At 70.5% G+C, this 19,617-nt stretch carries 19 protein-coding genes and 4 tRNA genes; 11 read left to right on the top strand and 12 right to left on the bottom strand.

Annotation, left to right across the window (positions count from 1 at the left end; all coding sequences use genetic code 11):
* Nucleotides 1-19 precede the first annotated feature (19 nt).
* From ACFWM7_RS09205 to ACFWM7_RS09170, 8 genes are all read right to left on the bottom strand, one after another.
* Nucleotides 20-95, bottom strand: a tRNA-Gly gene (locus ACFWM7_RS09205).
* 23 nt (nt 96-118) lie between these two features.
* Nucleotides 119-739, bottom strand: a complete 621-nt coding sequence (locus ACFWM7_RS09200; protein WP_065489873.1) for a response regulator transcription factor — start codon at nt 737-739, stop codon at nt 119-121.
* Entirely contained in the window at nt 736-2,079 is a 1,344-nt protein-coding gene (locus tag ACFWM7_RS09195) for a sensor histidine kinase (protein ID WP_383257039.1), read from the bottom strand. The genes ACFWM7_RS09200 and ACFWM7_RS09195 overlap by 4 nt, the downstream gene beginning before the upstream one ends.
* 23 nt (nt 2,080-2,102) lie before the next feature.
* A complete protein-coding gene (locus ACFWM7_RS09190) occupies nt 2,103-2,921 on the bottom strand; it encodes an ABC transporter permease (RefSeq protein ID WP_383257036.1) in 819 nt (272 codons plus the stop codon).
* A complete protein-coding gene (locus ACFWM7_RS09185; RefSeq protein ID WP_383257034.1) occupies nt 2,918-3,988 on the bottom strand; it encodes an ABC transporter ATP-binding protein in 1,071 nt (356 codons plus the stop codon). The genes ACFWM7_RS09190 and ACFWM7_RS09185 overlap by 4 nt, the downstream gene beginning before the upstream one ends.
* A gap of 131 nt (nt 3,989-4,119) precedes the next feature.
* A tRNA-Gly gene (locus tag ACFWM7_RS09180) sits at nt 4,120-4,192 on the bottom strand.
* Nucleotides 4,193-4,271: 79 nt separating this feature from the next.
* Nucleotides 4,272-4,343 (bottom strand) — tRNA-Gly (locus ACFWM7_RS09175).
* 227 nt (nt 4,344-4,570) lie between these two features.
* Complete coding sequence (locus ACFWM7_RS09170) at nt 4,571-4,897, bottom strand: Lsr2 family protein (RefSeq protein WP_383257031.1); 327 nt, start codon at nt 4,895-4,897, stop codon at nt 4,571-4,573.
* Nucleotides 4,898-5,315: 418 nt separating this feature from the next.
* On the opposite strand from ACFWM7_RS09170, the gene purS reads away from it, so the two are divergent.
* From purS to purM, 9 genes are all read left to right on the top strand, one after another.
* A complete protein-coding gene (gene purS / locus ACFWM7_RS09165; protein ID WP_010056446.1) occupies nt 5,316-5,567 on the top strand; it encodes a phosphoribosylformylglycinamidine synthase subunit PurS in 252 nt (83 codons plus the stop codon).
* Nucleotides 5,564-6,244 carry a phosphoribosylformylglycinamidine synthase subunit PurQ gene (purQ, locus tag ACFWM7_RS09160; protein ID WP_383257027.1) on the top strand — a complete coding sequence of 227 codons (681 nt, stop codon included), beginning with the start codon at nt 5,564-5,566 and terminating at the stop codon, nt 6,242-6,244. The genes purS and purQ overlap by 4 nt, the downstream gene beginning before the upstream one ends.
* Entirely contained in the window at nt 6,241-8,490 is a 2,250-nt protein-coding gene (gene purL / locus ACFWM7_RS09155) for a phosphoribosylformylglycinamidine synthase subunit PurL (protein ID WP_383257025.1), read from the top strand. The genes purQ and purL overlap by 4 nt, the downstream gene beginning before the upstream one ends.
* Before the next feature lie 112 nt (nt 8,491-8,602).
* The gene (locus tag ACFWM7_RS09150) at nt 8,603-9,109 is read left to right on the top strand and encodes an ArsR/SmtB family transcription factor (protein ID WP_383257023.1); all 507 of its coding nucleotides are present in this window, start codon (nt 8,603-8,605) and stop codon (nt 9,107-9,109) included.
* Nucleotides 9,110-9,157: 48 nt separating this feature from the next.
* Nucleotides 9,158-10,012, top strand: a complete 855-nt coding sequence (locus ACFWM7_RS09145; RefSeq protein WP_383257020.1) for a M23 family metallopeptidase — start codon at nt 9,158-9,160, stop codon at nt 10,010-10,012.
* Between the two features lie 29 nt (nt 10,013-10,041).
* On the top strand, nt 10,042-10,839 hold the full coding sequence (locus ACFWM7_RS09140) for a sterol carrier family protein (RefSeq protein WP_383257018.1): 798 nt from the start codon (nt 10,042-10,044) through the stop codon (nt 10,837-10,839).
* Between the two features lie 111 nt (nt 10,840-10,950).
* Complete coding sequence (locus tag ACFWM7_RS09135; protein WP_383257016.1) at nt 10,951-11,787, top strand: META domain-containing protein; 837 nt, start codon at nt 10,951-10,953, stop codon at nt 11,785-11,787.
* A 331-nt stretch (nt 11,788-12,118) separates the two neighbouring features.
* The gene (gene purF, locus ACFWM7_RS09130; protein WP_383257013.1) at nt 12,119-13,645 is read left to right on the top strand and encodes an amidophosphoribosyltransferase; all 1,527 of its coding nucleotides are present in this window, start codon (nt 12,119-12,121) and stop codon (nt 13,643-13,645) included.
* 60 nt (nt 13,646-13,705) lie between these two features.
* Nucleotides 13,706-14,779 (top strand): phosphoribosylformylglycinamidine cyclo-ligase, encoded by a 1,074-nt coding sequence (gene purM, locus ACFWM7_RS09125; RefSeq protein ID WP_383257010.1) that lies wholly within the window; start codon nt 13,706-13,708, stop codon nt 14,777-14,779.
* 156 nt (nt 14,780-14,935) lie between these two features.
* Here purM and ACFWM7_RS09120 read toward each other — a convergent pair whose 3' ends face one another.
* Both ACFWM7_RS09120 and ACFWM7_RS09115 read right to left on the bottom strand, forming a co-directional pair.
* Complete coding sequence (locus ACFWM7_RS09120; RefSeq protein WP_006125824.1) at nt 14,936-15,193, bottom strand: DUF3073 domain-containing protein; 258 nt, start codon at nt 15,191-15,193, stop codon at nt 14,936-14,938.
* A gap of 282 nt (nt 15,194-15,475) precedes the next feature.
* On the bottom strand, nt 15,476-16,567 hold the full coding sequence (locus tag ACFWM7_RS09115) for a Leu/Phe/Val dehydrogenase (RefSeq protein WP_383257007.1): 1,092 nt from the start codon (nt 16,565-16,567) through the stop codon (nt 15,476-15,478).
* Nucleotides 16,568-16,744: 177 nt separating this feature from the next.
* Here ACFWM7_RS09115 and ACFWM7_RS09110 point away from each other — a divergent pair, with 177 nt between their 5' ends.
* On the top strand, nt 16,745-17,590 hold the full coding sequence (locus tag ACFWM7_RS09110; RefSeq protein ID WP_383257005.1) for a hypothetical protein: 846 nt from the start codon (nt 16,745-16,747) through the stop codon (nt 17,588-17,590).
* A gap of 645 nt (nt 17,591-18,235) precedes the next feature.
* Nucleotides 18,236-18,442, top strand: a complete 207-nt coding sequence (gene bldC, locus ACFWM7_RS09105; RefSeq protein ID WP_003949541.1) for a developmental transcriptional regulator BldC — start codon at nt 18,236-18,238, stop codon at nt 18,440-18,442.
* A gap of 583 nt (nt 18,443-19,025) precedes the next feature.
* Here bldC and ACFWM7_RS09100 read toward each other — a convergent pair.
* On the bottom strand, nt 19,026-19,313 hold the full coding sequence (locus tag ACFWM7_RS09100; protein WP_383257002.1) for a DUF6274 family protein: 288 nt from the start codon (nt 19,311-19,313) through the stop codon (nt 19,026-19,028).
* A gap of 165 nt (nt 19,314-19,478) precedes the next feature.
* A tRNA-Asp gene (locus ACFWM7_RS09095) sits at nt 19,479-19,553 on the bottom strand.
* Nucleotides 19,554-19,617: the final 64 nt, after the last annotated feature.

Here is a 19,617-nt window from a genome sequence, read left to right as displayed (position 1 = left end):
GTCCGGGGCCTTCTTCTCGTGGAGCGGACGACCAGGTTCGAACTGGCGACCTCAACCTTGGCAAGGTTGCGCTCTACCAACTGAGCTACGTCCGCAGTGCGCCGAAGCGCGATGCCTACTATACCCATCCCCGCTCGCGGGCGAGACGCACTGCCGTATGCCGGTTCTCCGCACCGATCTTGGAGGCGGCCGAGGACAGGTAGTTGCGTACGGTCCCCTGGGACAGCGAGGCCCGCTCCGCGATCTCGGCGACCGGCGCCCCGTCCGCCGCCAGTTCGAGCACCTCGGCCTCCCGGGCGGTCAGCGGGGAGTCCCCGGCGGAGATCGCGTCGGCCGCCAACTCCGGATCCACGTAACGGTTTCCGGCGTGGACGGTACGGATGATCTCGGCGAGCCTGCGGGCGCTGACCGTCTTCGGGACGAACCCGCGTACGCCGGCGGCCAGGGCCCGTTTCAGATGCCCGGGGCGGCCGTGGCTGGTCACGATCATGGTGCGGCAGTCCGGCAGTTCGGCCCGCAGCGATGTGGCGACCTTCACACCGTCCGCGCCCGGCATCTGGAGGTCGAGGACGGCGACGTCGGGCCGGTGCGCCAGCGCCATCGCCAGGGCCTCGGGACCGCTCGCCGCCTCCGCGACCACGACGAGGTCCTCCTCCAGGGCGAGCAGCGCGGCCAGCGCGCCCCGGATCAGGTGCTCGTCGTCGGCCAGCAGGACCCGCAGGGGCTGCGCGGTGGTCATCGTTCCTCCGGGAGTGCGGCAGGGGCGGGGCGTCCGTCGGGCTGCGGGCGGGAGGGCGTGAGCGGCACCGTCGCCGTCACCCGGAAGAGGTCGTCCCCGGCGGGACCGGCGCTGAGCGTCCCGCCGAACGCTCCGAGCCGTTCGCGCAGCCCGGCCAGACCCGAACCGCCGCCGTCGCCCGAACCGCCCCCCTCGCCCGGGCCTCCGCCGCCGAGCGGGTCCATGGCGCCGGCCCCGTCGTTCTCGACCTCCAGGACCACCGCGTCCCGGGTCCGCGCGAGCCGGATCCAGCAGTGGCGCGGGTCGCCGTGGCGCAGGACGTTCGTCGCGGTCTCGCGCACCACCCAGCCGAGTGCGGCCTGGACGGCGGCCGGAGCCCCGATGCCCGCCGGGCCGTCGGCCCCTTCGACCGTGACGGTGATCCCGGCGGCCTGCAACACGCCCCGCGCGCCCATGAGTTCGGTGGGCAGGTCGGCCTCCCGGTAGCCGCGTACGACATCGCGGACCTCCTGCTGGGACGCCCGGGCGATCCGCTGCACCTCGACCATCTGGTCCATCGCCGCGGGGTTCCCGCGCTGGGCCAGCTCCACCGCCAGCTCGCTCTTCAGGGCGATCACCGACAGGTTCCTCCCCAGCACGTCGTGCATGTCCCGGCCGAACCGCAGCCGCTCCTCCGCCACCGCGAGGCGCGCCTGCATGTCCCGCGCCTCCTCCGCCTGCCACATCACGGACAGGCTCCAGGCGCTGGGCCGGACCGAGGAGAGCACCAGCAGGATGACGACGAGCATGGAGAGGGCCGCCCCGAACAGCAGTCCGCCGGGCACCCCGACGGCCGCCAGCAGCCCCACCAGGGCCGCCGTGAAGATCGCGCACTGCAGCAGGTACGTGCGGACGGGGACGAGGAGGACGTACGGGAGGGCGAAGGCCAGCGGGACGTCCAGCACCAGCAGGGCCAGCCCCGCGTCCTTGAGGTCGCCCACCGCCGCGAGTGCCACCAGCAGTCCGGTCAGTACCGCGAGCAGCGCCGCCGGGAGCCGCAGTCGCCGCCGGGGGTAGGGCTCCACGCCCCGGTGGTGGGCGAACGCGGCTCCCAGATTGCGGTTGCTCAGCACGCACTGGGCGACGTTCACCGTGAAGAACGCCAGGGCGAGGCCGGCCGGCACCGGGCCCTCGCCCAGCACCGGGAGGAGCGGCAGGAGACCCCAGGAGACGAGGAAGACCCACGGGAGCCCGGCGAGCGTGCCCCGGCTGTAGAGGTCGATGCGCTGGAGCTTGGTCCGCTCCTGCCAGCCGAGCCGCCAGTCCCGCACTCGTCCGATCACCTCGTCCAGCTCCTTCATGTCGTCCCTGTGGCCGATCCCGCTCAGCCGCGCGGATCCCAGCGGAACCACCGCTGCACAGCAAACACCGCGAACGCGGTCCAGGCCAGCGCCGCCACGACGGCCGTGACCAGGTCGCCGGTCTCCACACCGCCCAGCCAGCCGTGCCGTACGAGGGTCATCACGCCGGTCAGCGGCAGCAGTTCGAACACGGCGGCCAGCTTGTCGGGGAAGACGTCCAGCGGGACGAAGATGCCGGAGGCGAAGAGCGAAATGAAGAACAGCGGCAGCGTGGTGAGCTGCGAGGTCTGGACCGTCCGGGTCACCGCGGAGGTCGCGGCGGCCAACGCGGACATCATCACGAACCCCGCGAGCAGGCCGAGCAGGAACAGCTCCGGCCGTTTCGGCGCGGACAGGTCGAAGGCGATGGCGCCCGCCACGACGAGCAGCACGCTCTGGAGGACAGCCAGCGCCACGGAGGGCAGGGCCGTGGAGATCAGGATCTCCCGGTCGGTGACCTCGCCGGTGCGCAGCCGCTTCAGGACCAGTTCCTCGCGCCGGGTGACGTAACCGGTGACGAGGTTCATGTAGACGACCTGGACCAGCACGATGCCGATGCCACCGATCAGGGCGGCGCCCGCGATGGAGAGCCCGGTGCCGGCGAGGTCGATCTGCTGGAGCGAGGCCCGGATCGAGAAGATCATCACGATCGGCAGGACCAGGGCCACGAAGATCGCGGACCGGTTGCGGATCAGCAGGATCAGTTCGGCGCGGGCGAGGGCGTTCAGCCGCCGGAGGGAGGCGGACCGCCCGGAGGGGGCGGGGGCCGTGCGGCTGTCCGCGAGGGCGGTGGGCGTGGTCATGCCGTCACCTTCTTCGTCTCGTTCGGAGTGCTGCCGACGGTGGGCCTGGCGGACCCGTCCCGGGGGCCCGCCCTGCGCGGGTCGTCCGCCCGCGAGCGGAGCTGGGTGTTGGCGATCTGGAGGAACGCCTCCTCCAGGGAGGCGGAGCGGGCGTCGAGCCCGAGCAGTTCCACGCCCGACTCCCGTGCCCAGCCGAGCAGTTCGTGCAGGGATTCCTGGAGCGTGGAGGTGCGGATCTCCACCCGCTGCCCGTCCGCCCCGGCCTGGAGCGAGAGCGGAAGGTGTGCGGCCGGTACGCCGTCGGGCAGGGTGAAGCGGATCCGGGCCGGGTGCGCGGCGGTGACCTCGGCGGTCGTCCCTGCCGTCACGATCTGTCCCTGGTGCATGATCGCCAGCCGGTCCGCGAGGGTCTCGGCCTCCTCCAGGTAGTGCGTGGTCAGCAGGACGGTTGTGCCGGACTCCCGGAGCGCCCGGATCAGGTCCCAGGTGTCGCGCCGTCCCTCGGCGTCCAGACCGGTCGTCGGCTCGTCGAGGAAGAGCACCTCGGGCCGCGAGGTGAGGGCCAGCGCCAGGTCCAGGCGCCGCTTCTCGCCGCCGGACAGCTGCTTGACCCGGACCTTGGCCCGGCTGGTGAGGCCGACCATCTCCAGGGCCTCGGCGGCGGGACGGGCGCCGGTGGTGCACGCCGACCACATCAGCGCGGTCTCCAGAACGGTCAGGTCGGAGGGGAAGCCGCCCTCCTGGAGCATGACGCCGGTACGGGGGCGGACGGCGGAGCGTTCGCGGTAGGGGTCGTGGCCGAGGACCTCGATGGTTCCGGAGGTCGGGAGGGCCAGCCCTTCGAGGAGTTCGACGGTGGAGGTCTTGCCCGCGCCGTTCGTCCCGAGGAGGGCGAACAGCTCGCCGCGGGCGACGGAGAAGGAGACGCCGGAGACGGCCTCGAAGCCGTCCTTGTAGCTGCGGCGAACCCTGTCCACCGCGATCACCGTCTCGGCGGCCGGAGCCGGGGCCGCGGCCGGGAACGTGCCACCGCCGTGTCGGTCGTTGAGAAAGTCGTCGCTGGTCATGCTTCGAGTCTTCCGCCGGACCGGGCCCGCGAGCAGTGCGCGCTGTCACCACTGCTCATGACAAACGTCATGGGGCGGCCCGAGAACGCGAAAGGCCCCGATCAGCGAATGATCGGGGCCTTTTCCAGCTGAGCGGACGACCAGGTTCGAACTGGCGACCTCAACCTTGGCAAGGTTGCGCTCTACCAACTGAGCTACGTCCGCAGTGCAGCCACTCGGCTTTCACCGGTGGAGCGAGCACCACTCTACCTGATCCAACGAAGTGGTCCGAAGAGTCATGCAGAGCGGGTGACAGGAATTGCACACTGCGCCTTCCCCCTGGAAGGGGGATGTTCTACTACTGAACTACACCCGCACGCTGCGTGGGATTCGGCTTTGCGGCCTCGCCCCTCGGCGTGCTCCAGACTCTAGCCGACCTGCGGGGGTGTCGCGCAAGTCGGCTCCCCGCGGGGCTCGCGGAGCGGGCGCGGTACGAGCGCGGACCGGACCTCCGGGCCGGGCCGGCGGGACGCCCGGCCCCGGCCTGCCGTGCGCCCGGGGCCGCCTGACGGAGCGTCCGGCTCCGCGGCCGTCCGCCCCGGATCAGCCGGCCGCGGCGAACGCCTCGTAGACCTTCTTCGGGATGCGGCCCCGGGCCGGCACCTCCATCCGGTGCGAGCGGGCCCAGGCGCGGACGGCCGCCGGGTCCGGGGCGAGGGAGGTGTGGTGGTAGGCCGCGGGCCTCCTGCCGGCATGCGTCTGCTTACGGCCGGCGGCCACGTAAGGCGCCAGGGTCTTCCGCAGTTTCTTCGCGTTGGCGGGGCTGAGGTCGATCTCGTACGTCTTCCCGTCCAGGGCGAAGGTCACCGTTTCCGCCGCTGCTCCCCCGTCGATGTCGTCGGAGAGTGTCACCACTACGCGCTGAGCCACGGATATCGGTCCTTTCCTACGGCACCGGCGCGTGTCGCGTGCGCGGATGCCTGCCTTCCGGCTGTCAGGCGGGCGGATGCGGATCGACGAGATGTCGATGTTCCGTTGTCCCCGGGGCAATGGTGCTTTCCCCGGTAATCATTTGTACAGCGGTGGACACCGCATTGTGAAGCCCAGCCAATTACATCCGCGTGTCCGTGTGCAATCCGTGTGCAATCCGGGTGGGTCTTTTCAGACCTTTTCCGTGCGGTGTCGTGTCCGATATCTCGGCGTGATCTGCGCGAGGTGCTCGCCGTGTCCGTCCCGCCCGATATCTACCCGCGTAGAAATTTTGGCCAGGTACGCTGAGTGGACCCGCGGGGGTCTGGGGAACCCCCCGGAGAGACAGCCGCACCACACCACCACACCGGGAGTGCCAGTGGCACGCGTCGTAGTCGACGTCATGCTCAAGCCCGAGATCCTCGACCCGCAGGGCCAGGCGGTGCAGCGCGCACTGCCCCGTCTCGGCTTCGAGGGAATCGCGGACGTTCGTCAGGGAAAGCGTTTCGAGCTGGAGGTCGAGGGGCCGGTCGACGACGCCGCCCTCGCCCGTATTAACGAGATGGCCGAGACGTTCCTCGCCAACACCGTCATCGAGGACTTCGTCGTGAAGGTGGAGGAGGAGAAGTGACCACCCGTATCGGCGTCGTCACTTTTCCCGGCACCCTCGACGATCAGGACGCCCTGCGCGCCGTCCGTATCGCGGGCGCCGAACCCGTACCCCTGTGGCACCGCGACAAGGACCTGCACCAGGTCGACGCGGTCGTCCTGGCCGGTGGTTTCTCCTACGGGGACTACCTCCGGGCCGGTGCCATCTCCCGCTTCTCGCCGGTCATGGAAACCCTCATCGAGCAGGCGAAGGCCGGTATGCCGGTCCTCGGCATCTGCAACGGTTTCCAGATCCTGACCGAGGCGCACCTGCTGCCCGGCGCGATGCTGCGCAACAACCACCTCCACTTCATCTGCCGCGACCAGAAGCTGCGGGTGGAGAACGCGGACACCGCCTGGACCTCGGACTACAGCGCCGGCCAGGAGATCAGCGTCCCGCTCAAGAACATGGACGGCCGCTACACCGCCGACGAGCGCACGCTCGACGAGCTGGAGGCCGAGGGCCGCGTCGCCTTCCGCTACCTGGACGGCAACCCCAACGGCTCGCTCCGCGACATCGCGGGCATCACCAACGCCGCGGGCAACATCGTCGGCCTGATGCCGCACCCGGAGCACGCCGTGGAGCCGCTCGTCGGCACCGGCCGCACCGACGGCCTCGGTTTCTTCACCTCGATCATCAAGAAGCTGGTCAACGCATGAGCCTGGATACGGTCAAGCACGCGGCCGAGACCCCGGACGCCGCGCAGCCCTGGAAGGAGCTCGGCCTCAAGGAGGACGAGTACGCCCGGATCCGCGAGATCCTGGGCCGCCGCCCCACCGGCGCCGAGCTCGCCATGTACTCGGTGATGTGGTCGGAGCACTGCTCGTACAAGAGCAGCAAGGTCCACCTCAAGCAGTTCGGCGAGAAGGTCCCCGAGAACGACGCGATGCTCGTCGGCATCGGTGAGAACGCGGGCGTCGTCGATGTCGGCCAGGGGTACGCGGTCACCTTCAAGGTCGAGTCGCACAACCACCCCTCGTACATCGAGCCCTACCAGGGCGCGGCCACCGGCATCGGCGGCATCGTCCGCGACATCCTCGCCATGGGCGCCCGCCCGGTCGCGGTCGTGGACCCGCTGCGCTTCGGCGCGGCCGACCACCCCGACACCAAGCGCGTCCTGCCGGGCGTCGTCGCGGGCATCGGCGGCTACGGCAACTGCCTCGGCCTGCCCAACATCGGCGGCGAGGTCGTCTTCGACTCCTGCTACCAGGGCAACCCGCTGGTCAACGCCGGCTGCATCGGCGTGATGAAGCACGAGGACATCCACCTTGCGCAGGCCTCGGGCCCGGGCAACAAGGTCATCCTGTACGGCGCCCGCACCGGCGGCGACGGTATCGGCGGCGTCTCCGTGCTGGCGAGCGAGACCTTCGAGTCGACCGGCCCCGCCAAGCGCCCCGCCGTCCAGGTCGGCGACCCGTTCCAGGAGAAGCTCCTCATCGAGTGCACCCTGGAGATCTTCAAGGAGAAGCTCGTCGCGGGCATCCAGGACCTCGGCGGCGCCGGACTCTCCTGCGCCACCAGCGAGCTGGCCTCCGCCGGCTCCGGCGGGATGCGCGTCGAGCTGGACACCGTGCCGCTGCGCGACTCCTCCCTCTCGCCCGAGGAAATCCTCATGAGCGAGTCGCAGGAGCGCATGTGCGCGATCGTCGAGCCGCAGCACGTGGACCGCTTCCTGGAGATCTGCGAGAAGTGGGACGTCATCGCCACCGTCATCGGTGAGGTGACCGAGGGCTCCCAGCTGGAGATCTTCTGGCACGGCGAGCAGATCGTGGACGTGCCGCCGCGCTCGGTCGCCCACGACGGTCCGGTCTACCAGCGCCCGTTCGCCCGGCCGTCCTGGCAGGACGCGCTCCAGGCGGACGACGCGGGCAAGCTGCCCCGGCCGCAGACCGGCGCCGAGCTGAAGGACCAGGTCCTCAAGCTGGTCGCTTCCCCGAACCAGGCCTCGAAGTCCTGGATCACCGATCAGTACGACCGCTTCGTGCAGGGCAACACCGTCCTCGCGATGCCCGAGGACGCGGGCATGGTCCGCATCGACGCCGAGTCGAACCTGGGCGTGGCGATGGCGACCGACGGCAACGGCCGGTACGCCAAGCTCGACCCGTACACCGGCGCGCAGCTCGCGCTGGCGGAGTCGTACCGCAACGTCGCCGCCTCCGGCGCCAAGCCGCTCGCCATCTCGGACTGCCTGAACTTCGGTTCGCCCGAGGACCCGGACGTCATGTGGCAGTTCGCCGAGGCCACTCGCGGTCTCGCGGACGGCTGCCTGGAGCTGGGTACCCCGGTCACCGGCGGCAACGTCTCGCTCTACAACCAGACCGGTGAGACGGCGATCCACCCGACGCCGGTCGTGGCCGTGCTCGGCGTGATCGACGACGTCAACCGCCGTACGCCGGTCGCCTTCGCGGAAGAGGGCCAGCTCCTCTACCTGCTGGGCGACACGGCCGAGGAGTTCGGCGGTTCGGCCTGGTCCGAGGTCGTCCACCAGCACCTCGGCGGCCTGCCGCCCAAGGTGGACCTGGCCCGCGAGAAGCTCCTCGCGGAGATCCTCATCTCGGCCTCGCGCGACGGCATGATCGACGCCGCGCACGACCTGAGCGACGGCGGCCTGATCCAGGCCGTCACCGAGTCCTGCCTGCGCGGCGGGAAGGGCGCCCGGCTGGTCGTGCCGGACGGTCTGGACGCGTTCACGTTCCTCTTCTCCGAGTCGGCGGGCCGCGCGGTGGTCGCGGTCCCGCGCAGCGAGGAGCTCCGCTTCACCGACATGTGCGGGGCGCGCGGTCTGCCCGTCGCCCGCATCGGCGTCGTGGACGGCGAGGAGATCGAGATCCAGGGCGAGTTCTCCATCCCGCTGAGCGAGCTGCGTACGGCGCACGAGGCGACGATCCCCGCGCTGCTCGCCTGAGCCGCGCGCCGACCGGCGTCTCACGAAGCCCCCGCCCGGGTCGTCCGGACGGGGGCTTCGGCTTTCCCCGAACCCCTTGATGGAAATTACGTAATTACGTAAGGTTGGTGTCATGGAGCTGGAGCAGCGGGTCGCCGAGCTGGAGAGGCGGCTCACGGCACTGGAGCGGCAGGACCCCGCGTCCCCCCGCCTGGGCGACGGTGACTTCTGGGCGCTGGAAGGGCTGAAACAGCAGCTCGCCGAGGCCGGGGAGACCGGGGCCGACGGGGGAGTGCTCTACACGGGCTCGGTCCGGCTGCCCACCGGTGAGCAGTACGGATGGCAGTACGGCGCGTTCACCGAGGCCCTGTTCGACGGGGACTGGGCGGACGCCGCCGACTCGTTCGCCGCGCTGGGCCACCCGGTCCGGCTGCGCCTGCTCCGCGAGATCCTCGGCGGCCTGAGGACGGCCGCCGAACTGGCCGCGCTCGACGGGGCCGGCACCACCGGCCAGATCTACCACCACCTGCGTCAACTGACCGGCGCGGGCTGGCTGCACACGGCCGGGCGCGGCAGGTACGAGGTGCCGCCCGCCCGGGTCGTACCGCTGCTGGTGGTGCTGACAGCGGCGCGGCCGTAGGACCGCAGACCGACCGTAGACCGAACGCAGACAACAGGGGAAACCATCGTGTCCGTACGCAAAGTCCTGGCGGTGCTTCACCGCATGTGCTGGCTCCTCTTCGGAGTGCTGGTGCTCATCGGGGTCTTCACCGAACCGCTGCTGCCCTTCGGCCTGACGTTCGTGCCCGCGGGCGCGGCTGTGATCATCGGCCTCGTCCTGAGCTTCACCGGCCCCAAGGATTCCCTGGAAAGCCGTCCGGCCGTCGAGGTCGACCCGCCCGTGACCGGCCGCTGGTCCGCCCTGAACAGCCCGGCGGACAAGGTGCCGAGCCATGGGACGCACGTGTACGGACAGACGTACGCGATCGACATCGTGGCGGAGCCCGAAGCCGAGGGCGAGCCCCCGGCCCGCCCGCCGTTCCGCCTCTTCTGGCCGCTCGTCCGCCGCAACCGCGACTTCCCGGCGTTCGGCGCCCCGCTGCTCGCGGTGGCCGACGCCACGGTCGTGCGGGCGAGCGACGGCCAGCGGGACCACCTGAGCCGCAACTCGCTGCCCGCGCTGCTGTATCTGATGCTGATCGAGGGCGACGTGCGCAGTGTGATCGGCGCCCACCGGATCATCGGCAACCACGTGATCCTCGACCTCGGCGACGGCACGTACGCCGTCTACGCCCACCTCCAGCGCGGCTCGCTCCAGGTGAAGGCCGGGGACACGGTCCGCGCCGGGCAGCGGCTCGGCCGCGTGGGGAACTCCGGCAACAGCACCGAACCGCACCTCCACTTCCACCTGATGGACGGCCCGGACCCGGACTCGGCACGGGGCATCCCGTTCACCTGGCGGGGCGTCGGAGTCCCGGCGAACGGCGAGGCGTTCACCGTCGAGGAGGTCGAGGAGGTCGAGGAGCAGGTCGCCCCGACCTGATCCGGACGAAAGGCCCTAGTCTCGGCCCCATGCCCCCGGCCAAGAAGCGCCCGCGCGCCTACGACCACCTCAGGACCCGGACCGCGGTCCTCGCCCAGTACGCCCATGTCCGCGATGCCGTAAGCCTGTTGACGCCCGACCAGCTCGCCCGGCCCACCCGGCTCGGCGGCTGGACGGTGCGCGATCTGGTCGCGCACATCGCGCAGGGGCTCGGCTCGGTCAGCCGGGACCTGGCCCTGCCGGAGCCGCCAGGCCCCAAGCCCGCGACCACCCTCCTGGAGTGGCCGCCGGCCGTCGCGGCAGTCGTCAGGGATCCCGCGGCCCCGGCCCCGGCGGCCGCCGACCCCGACCTCCTCGCGCTGTACGAGGAGGTGGAGGCGGCCTTCCTCACGGACGTCCCCGCCTCCGGCACGGGGGACCGGCTGCTGCCCACCCGGGTCGGCTCCATGCGGCTGACCGACTACCTGGTCACCCGGACCGTCGAACTGATCGTCCACACGGACGACCTGAACGAGGCGCTCGGGCTGGAGATCCCGTACGACCGGCAGGCCCTGGCCGCCTGCACCCGGCTGCTGGCGGACACCCTCGCGGACCGGGCGCCGGGCGGCTCGGTCGAGGTGCGCGTCCCGCCGTTCGCGGTGGTCCAGTGCATCGGCGGGCCCAAGCACACCCGGGGCACCCCGCCCAACGTCGTGGAGACCTCCCCGCTGACCTGGATCCGGCTCGCCACCGGGCGTACGGAGTGGGCGCGGGCCCTGGAGGACGCCGAGGTCAGCGCCAGTGGGGAGCGGGCCGATCTGGCCGCGCTGCTCCCGCTGGTGGTCTGAGCCGGACCGCCCGGCACCAAGCGGGGTGATCCGGTTCCGTACGCCCCGAAGCGCAGCGGGCGGAACCGGATCGGACCCTCGTACCGTCACATCGCCATGCACACACAACGGATGACCCTCAGCGTCAGTGTCCTGGCCCTCCTCACCCTCGCCGCCTGCGGTACGGAGTCGGGTTCCGGCTCCGGCAAGGGATCCGGCGACGGCGACACCGTGCAGAGCGATGTCCCCGTCACCGGGGTGGCGTGGCGCGTCGACTCCGTGACCGTCGGCGGGAAGAAAACCGAGGCCCCGGAGCGGGCCCGCCTGGAGATCGACCCGAAGGGCCGGGCCAAGGCCGACTTCGGCTGCAACCACATCAGCGTGGACGCCCGGGTGAAGGGCGACCGGATCACCCTGGGCAAGCCCGTCACCACGCAGATGGCGTGCGACGAGGACATCGAGAAGTTCGAGAAGGCCGCCATCGACGCGATGGGCGGCGAGCACACCGCGAAGCTCTCCGGCGAGAAGCTGACCCTCACCACCGAAAGCGGCGACACGATGGCGCTCAGCGAGGAGAAGCCGGCCGAGCTGGTGGGCACCGAGTGGGCGGTGACCACGCTGCTCAGCGGCGAGACGGCCACGACCGTGCCGGCGGACCTGCCCAAGGAGAAGGCTCCCCGCCTGACCTTCGCCGAGGACGGCACCGTACGCGGCAACGCCGGCTGCAACTCCTTCAGCGGCAAGGCCACGGTCAAGGGCTCCACGATCGTCTTCGGGCCCACGGTCAGCACCCGCAAGATGTGCCCGGAGGCCGAGATGGAGACCGAGCGCGCCGTGCTCGCCGCCCTCAAGGGCACGAAGACGTACACGATCAAGGGCAGCACGCTCACGCTGGCCGCCGACGACGGCAAGGGGATCGGCGCAACGGCCGCGCCCGCCGGGTCCGAAAGCGGCTCCCGGCACGGCTGATCCGGCTCGCACGGTGTGAGGCTCACCACGAAACGAGCGTTCGGCCAGCCACCGGGGCGAAGATCGGCCAGGCTCACCGAGCGCCACGGCCGTCCGGCCGCCGCCCACCGCGGCTACCGGCCAGTAACCGGCCGCTCGGCCCGGAAGTGAGCGCCGCACCCTTCCCGCGCGGTCCGCGCCCTCCGGGCGGGCATCACGCAGGGTCACTGATCGAAGTCCCGCGAATCGCCCGCCCCGGGCGGCGGGCGGGCGCGTTCCCCGTGCTCCACCGCGCGTTTGCCCACCGGTCCCCAATTCGGACCAGTGGTCGATCTCGCCTACACTCGGTGCCGTGCCCCGTGGTGATGGACGACTCAACCACGACCTGCTCCCCGGAGAGAAAGGCCCCCAGGACGCTTGTGGCGTCTTCGGTGTCTGGGCTCCGGGCGAAGAGGTCGCCAAGCTCACCTATTTCGGACTGTATGCCCTGCAGCACCGCGGACAGGAATCCGCGGGCATCGCAGTGAGCAACGGGTCTCAGATCCTGGTCTTCAAGGACATGGGACTGGTCTCGCAGGTCTTCGACGAAACGTCTCTGGGTTCCCTCCAGGGCCATATCGCGGTCGGTCATGCCCGCTACTCCACCACCGGTGCCTCGGTGTGGGAGAACGCGCAGCCGACGTTCCGTGCCACCGCGCACGGCTCGATCGCCCTCGGCCACAACGGGAACCTGGTCAACACCGCCCAGCTCGCGGAGATGGTCGCCGACCTCCCGCGCAAGGACGGCCGCGCCACCCAGGTCGCCGCGACCAACGACACCGACCTGGTGACCGCACTGCTCGCCGGGCAGCGCGACGAGAACGACAAGCCGCTCACCATCGAGGAAGCCGCCGCCAAGGTGCTCCCCGACGTGAAGGGCGCGTTCTCCCTCGTCTTCATGGACGAGCACACCCTCTACGCCGCCCGCGACCCGCAGGGCATCCGCCCGCTGGTGCTGGGCCGCCTGGAGCGCGGCTGGGTCGTCGCCTCGGAGTCCGCCGCGCTCGACATCTGCGGCGCCAGCTACGTGCGCGAGATCGAGCCGGGCGAGTTCGTCGCCATCGACGAGAACGGTCTGCGCACCTCGCGATTCGCAGAAGCGAAGCCCAAGGGCTGTGTCTTCGAGTACGTCTACCTGGCCCGCCCCGACACCGACATCGCCGGCCGCAACGTCTACCTCTCCCGCGTGGAGATGGGCCGCAAGCTGGCCGCCGAGGCCCCCGTCGAGGCGGATCTCGTCATAGCGACCCCGGAATCCGGCACCCCCGCCGCGATCGGGTACGCGGAGGCCAGCGGCATCCCCTTCGGCGCCGGACTGGTCAAGAACGCCTACGTCGGCCGGACCTTCATCCAGCCCTCGCAGACCATCCGCCAGCTCGGCATCCGGCTCAAGCTGAACCCGCTCAAGGAAGTCATCAAGGGCAAGCGCCTGGTGGTCGTCGACGACTCGATCGTCCGCGGCAACACCCAGCGCGCCCTGGTCCGGATGCTCCGTGAGGCCGGCGCGGCCGAGATCCACATCCGGATCTCCTCGCCGCCGGTGAAGTGGCCCTGCTTCTTCGGGATCGACTTCGCCACCCGCGCCGAGCTGATCGCCAACGGCATGACCGTCGACGAGATCTGCACCTCCATGGGCGCCGACTCCCTCTCGTACATCTCGATCGACGCGATGATCGAGGCGACGACGATTCCCAAGCCGAACCTCTGCCGCGCCTGCTTCGACGGTGAGTACCCGATGGACCTCCCGGACCCGGAGCTGCTCGGCAAGCAGCTGCTGGAGACCGAGCTGGCGGCGGGCCCCGCGGCGACCGCCGCGGCCGACGCGCTGCGCCGTCCGTGACCCGGACGCGCCGCCGCCTTCCCCACCAGCCCCGTATCTCCACACGAAAGATCCCAGGCCATGTCTGAGACAACAGGTGCTTCCTACGCGGCGGCCGGCGTCGACATCGAAGCCGGTGACCGTGCCGTCGAGCTGATGAAGGAGTGGGTGAAGAAGACCCAGCGCCCCGAGGTCGCCGGTCTCGGCGGGCTCGGCGGCTTCGCCGGCCTCTTCGACGCCTCGGCGCTCAAGCGCTACGAGCGCCCGCTGCTCGCCTCCGCCACCGACGGCGTCGGCACGAAGGTGGACCTGGCGCGTCAGATGGGCGTGTACGACACCATCGGCCACGACCTCGTCGGCATGGTCGTGGACGACCTCGTGGTCTGCGGCGCCGAGCCGCTGTTCATGACCGACTACATCTGCGTCGGCAAGGTCCACCCCGAGCGTGTCGCGGCCATCGTGAAGGGCATCGCCGAAGGCTGCGTCCTGGCGGGCTGCTCCCTGGTCGGCGGAGAGACCGCCGAGCACCCGGGTCTGCTGGGCCCGGACGACTTCGATGTCGCCGGAGCCGGTACGGGCGTGGTCGAGGCCGACCAGCTGCTGGGCCCGGACCGTATCCGCAAGGGTGACGCGGTCATCGCCATGGCGTCCTCCGGTCTTCACTCCAACGGGTACTCGCTCGTCCGCCATGTGGTCTTCGACCGGGCCGGCTGGTCCCTGGACCGCGAGGTCGAGGAGTTCGGCCGCACGCTCGGCGAGGAGCTCCTGGAGCCCACCCGGATCTACTCCCTGGACTGCCTGGCCCTGACCCGTACGACCGAGGTGCACGGCTTCAGCCACGTCACCGGCGGCGGTTTGGCCAACAACCTGGCCCGGGTCGTCCCGGACGGGCTGCACGCCACCGTGGACCGCTCCACCTGGACGCCCGGCGCGGTCTTCGACCTGGTCGGCAAGGCCGGAAACGTCGAGCGGCTGGAGCTGGAGAAGACGCTCAACATGGGCGTCGGCATGATCGCGATCGTCCCGGCCGACTCGGTGGACGCCGCACTGACGACGCTGGCCGACCGCGGGGTCGACTCCTGGGTCGCGGGCGAGATCACCGAACGCGGCGACCGCGCCACGGGCGCCGAGCTGACCGGCGACTACGCGCGCTGAACCGTACGGCGCTGTGCGCCCGGGCTCCCCGCCCGGCGCACAGCGCACCGCGGGGCCGGACAGACTGGATCAGGACGCACGAAACCCAGCCCGGACCGGGACACACAGAACCCGGCCCGGGGCAGGCCCGGACCGGGTTGAAGTGTCAGCGCGAGGTCAAGCGCCGCGGCGCTGTGACGACGGACCGGACTGGTCGTCCTGATCGTCGTCATCGTCCTGGTTGTAGCGATCCGCGTACTGTGCGTACGGGTCATCTTCCTCGTCGTCGTCCTCGAACGGCTCTGCGTTCGGTGGCTGACTCGAAGGCGATGCGCCCAGCTCATTGGCCAGACGCGACAGGTCTGTCCCGCCGCTGCTGTACTTCAGCTGGCGGGCGACCTTGGTCTGCTTGGCCTTTGCCCGGCCGCGCCCCATGGCTCGACCCCCTCGGTGACGGGGCTCGACGGCCCCAGAGTCTTGACACGCGTTCATGTTTCAGGACGGACTCTCGGCAGAGAGACCGCGCCCGTAGAGCTTTAACGGTACCTGCTTCCGTGGCCATACGGTACGCCGCCCGCATTCCGGTCCCCGGCACAGGGCCAGTGAGGAGCCCCGTCCTCGCTGGTCAACTGCGATTTTAACCTCTTGTGGAGGTACGACCCGCCGACCGGCGTGAGTCTTGTCTCGCCGGCCGCCGGGTCGTACCCCGATGCGCGGTCAGCGGGTGCGCGCCTCCGCCATCCGCTGCTCGGCCAGCCGGTCCGCCGCCGCGGCCGGCGGAATCCCGTCCGCCTTCGCACGTGCGAATATTTCCAGCGTGGTGTCGAAGATCTTCGTCGCCTTCGCCTTGCACCGGTCGAAGTCGAACCCGTGCAGCTCGTCGGCCACCTGGATCACGCCACCGGCGTTGACCACGTAGTCGGGGGCGTAGAGAACCGACCGGTCGGCCAGGTCCTTCTCCACACCCGGGTGCGCCAGCTGGTTGTTGGCCGCGCCGCACACCACCTTCGCGGTGAGCACGGGGACGGTGTCGTCGTTCAGCGCGCCGCCGAGCGCGCACGGCGCGTAGACGTCCAGGCCCTCGGTGCGGATCAGTGCGTCGGTGTCCGCCGCCACGGTGACCTCGGGGTGCAGATCGGTGATCGTGCGCAGCGACTCCTCGCGGACGTCGGTGATCACGACCTCGGCTCCGTCGGAGAGCAGGTGCTCGACGAGGTGGCGGCCGACCTTGCCGACCCCGGCGACGCCGACCTTGCGGCCGCGCAGCGTCGGGTCGCCCCACAGGTGCTGGGCCGAGGCCCGCATGCCCTGGAAGACGCCGAACGCGGTGAGCACCGAGGAGTCGCCCGCGCCGCCGTTCTCGGAAGAGCGGCCGGTGGTCCAGCGGCACTCCCGGGCGACGACGTCCATGTCGGCGACATAGGTGCCGACGTCGCAGGCGGTGACGTAGCGGCCGCCGAGCGAGGCGACGAACCGGCCGTAGGCGAGGAGGAGTTCCTCGCTCTTGATCTTCTCCGGGTCGCCGATGATGACGGCCTTGCCGCCCCCGTGGTCGAGCCCGGCGAGGGCGTTCTTGTACGACATCCCGCGCGACAGGTTCAGCGCGTCGGCGACGGCCTCGGCCTCGGTGGCGTACGGGTAGAAGCGGGTGCCGCCGAGGCCGGGGCCGAGGGCGGTGGAGTGGAGGGCGATGACGGCCTTGAGGCCGGTGGCACGGTCCTGGCAGATCACGACTTGCTCGTGGCCTCCCTGATCCGAGTGGAACAGGGTCTGCAGTACGTCTACGTGCCCGCTGGTCACATCGGTCACTGTGGTGACTCCCAAATAACACGAAGCGGCGGAGGCCCTCCTAGGGGTGGGGAGGACCCCGGACCGACCGGCACGGCCGGTCCGATGGGCAAGAGCGTAAGTCCTCCGGCCGCCTGGATCTGCCCCCGTGCGGAGGATCACCCCCTGTGGGTGATCGGCCGTGACACGATGCGCTCCATGTCGGTGGTGTCTTCGGTGCTCGTCCCTTACACGTCCTACCTCCGGGTCTACGAGCCGCTCGCCGCATTCGCCGAGCCCGAGCGGAGTCACTGGGCGCGCTACGCGCTCCGCGACGACCTCCCCACGGCCCAGGACGAACTGCGCCGCTCGCTGGCCGACTTGGCGTCTACGCCGCCGGTCGGGGTGCCCGTGCACGAGAGCGGCGACGCGTTCGTGGCGGAGCTGGACGGGGTGGTGTGCGTCTGCCCGTGGCGGACCCGGCTCCGGGGCTGGCTGGCCTTGGAGGAGCTGGGGGAGATGTTTCCGGCCAACGTGCTCGACGCCGTGCTCCCGGCGGTGGTGCGCGGCCAGGCGGCGGCGGACCACGAGCGCTGGCAGCGGCTCCACCCGGACGCGCGGCCGTGGATCCGCACCACGGTGTGGCAGGTCCCGGTGCGCTGGTTCGTCCTCTTCCTCGACGAGGAGCGGGAGTACGCGCCGGCGGACGGGGAGGGGGCCGGGCCCGTCCTGCGCTACCGGACCCCGATGGTCGAGGCCCGGCGCCGGCTGGCACGGGCGCTGCGGACGCTGCGCGAGACCGTTCCCGAGGGCCCGCTGACCGAGGGCCTGGTGGACGTGGGGCGCTGGCTGGAGGAGTTCCATCCGCGCTCCCTGGTCGAGCTGGACTACGGGGGCCTCGTGCACGCGCTGCCGGCGGAACGGCTCGCCGGGGACCGGTCGGCGGCGGACGTGGCCGAGGGGCTCACCGCGCTGCGGGACGGCGACAGCGAGGGCGCGAGCGCGGCGTACGCCCGGCTCGCGGAGCGCTGGCGGGCCGTACGGGACCTCCAGTTCACCAATTGACCAGTTCACCAATTGACGTGAAAAGGCCCACAGCGGCATCAAGGTGACGGAACCGGGGCATCCTTCATCCAGGACGACAGGCCGGGGCGTGAGCCGGAGGGAGGAGGGGGAAACGGGAACGGGCGTGCCGTGAACCGGTGTTCCGTGTGACGCGTGAGGTCTCATGGGACGCGTGAGGCGGAAGCGTACGCGGCTGAGCCCGGGACCTACGTCCCGAACCGGGCCTTTGACTCAAGCGTGATGGACAGCACTAACGGGGCCCTTGCGCCTATCCCTACTCCTCATGCCAAAATAGGACAAGGAGTCCGGGGAGGGCTCCTTCTGTCCAAGTAAGGGCAGGATGCTCGACATTGCATGCTATGGGGGGTCTGACGACTCCTGATCGCTCTGTGACTGATCGTCACTGGGGCGTGACTGTCCGCTATGGCATGGTCCATCGGCTTCCGTCGCTGATGAACACCTGGGAGGGCAATTCCATCGGTTTGGCCGACGTGGCTGGACGGATGGTGTAGTTGTAGTGCCGAGGACAAGCCGTTCGTCCTATAACCGACTCGGCCCGCGTCCGCCATTTCGGGCAACGCGGGTCAAGGTGCAGAATTTAGAGGAAAGAACCGAGAAGGTTCGGTTCTCCCGAGGAGGCCGCTCATGACCGCTCGCACCCCTGATGCCGAGCCGCTGCTGACCCCGGCTGAGGTTGCCACGATGTTCCGCGTGGACCCGAAGACGGTCACCCGTTGGGCCAAGGCTGGCAAGCTCACGTCCATCCGCACGCTCGGTGGACATCGCCGGTACCGCGAGGCAGAGGTCCGCGCACTGCTTGCGGGTATTCCGCAGCAGCGCAGCGAGGCCTGACACACCCCTGCCACGCAGCAATAACAGCAGAACAGCAGTACCGCACCACCGCATTGCATCCGGGCAGCTGCCAGGTCCCCCAACCCCAGCCGCCCACCCATAGCTCCACTCGACGGACGCCTGCCCCAACGGGCGTCATACCCGTGTTCCACGGGTGTCGTCGTATCGATCGCGCTGGACTCCGCCGGGTCCAGCGCGATCTTTTTTATGCCCCGGGCGACCCCGGGGCGTGGTCTCTCCGGCCGCCCCCGACGGCCTCTGGGCGGTGCTCCCCGGGTCGCTCCCGCGCCGGGCCGGAGCCGATCCAGAACCGGGCGGTCGGTCGGCTTCAGCGGGTCGGCGGGGGCGTTCGTGGGTCTGTGAGCGGGTCTGTGCGGGAGTGTGGGTGAGCGTCCCGGACGCGGTGGGACAGCCCCGGACGGAACGGTCCTCGCGAGTCCACCGACCCCGTGCAATTGCACATATTAAATTCACCAGTTGTAGGGGAGGCGTAAAATCCCCCGGTCTGAAAACTCTTTCGGTGACTACCGTCACATCACCTGATGCTTGCCAACTTCGAGCCTGCCACTGTCGGAACGCGGAGTCACCCGGCCGATGGTCGTGTCGGCGGGGGTCTTTCGTCCTCGTTCCCGGCCGGCCGCCCGGTGGCGTCCTGGGGGGCATCGGAGGGGGTCGGGGCGGCCTGGGCCGCTTCGCCCTCCCCGGCGGCCGCCCCGGGGCCCTCTCCGGCGGCCGTCCCGGGCTCCATGGCGAGCCGCAGGAGGCGGTGGCAGACCGCGCAGTGCCGGGTGAGATGGCGATAGGCGGAAGCGGCCGCCAGGTGGGCGCGCAGCAGCGCGCGGGTCTCGTGTCGTGCTGCGGACGCGGACATACGAGCCACCTCCCGGTCAGCCCGGCCGTCCCCCGCCGAGAGAAGCGCCGAGGGTGCGGGGACGGCCTCTGCTTCTACGGGGTACCCGCGGCGGATGGAGCCGTCAAGACGCGGGGCAGGACGCGAGAAAGCCCGGATCGAAACGATCCGGGCTTTCTTCTACTGCGGTCCTGACGGGATTTGAACCCGCGGCCTCCACCTTGACAGGGTGGCGAGCACTCCAAACTGCTCCACAGGACCAGGTTTTCGCTGCTTGCCTTGCGGCTTGCTGCGAAACCAGACTGTACAGGAGGTGGGAGGTCCA

This window comes from Streptomyces sp. NPDC058375 (assembly GCF_042723425.1).
GTDB classification, from domain to species: Bacteria; Actinomycetota; Actinomycetes; order Streptomycetales; family Streptomycetaceae; genus Streptomyces; species Streptomyces durocortorensis.
The sequence above is the reverse complement of the archived record's forward strand: the minus strand, read 5'-3'. Positions and strand labels throughout refer to the sequence as shown.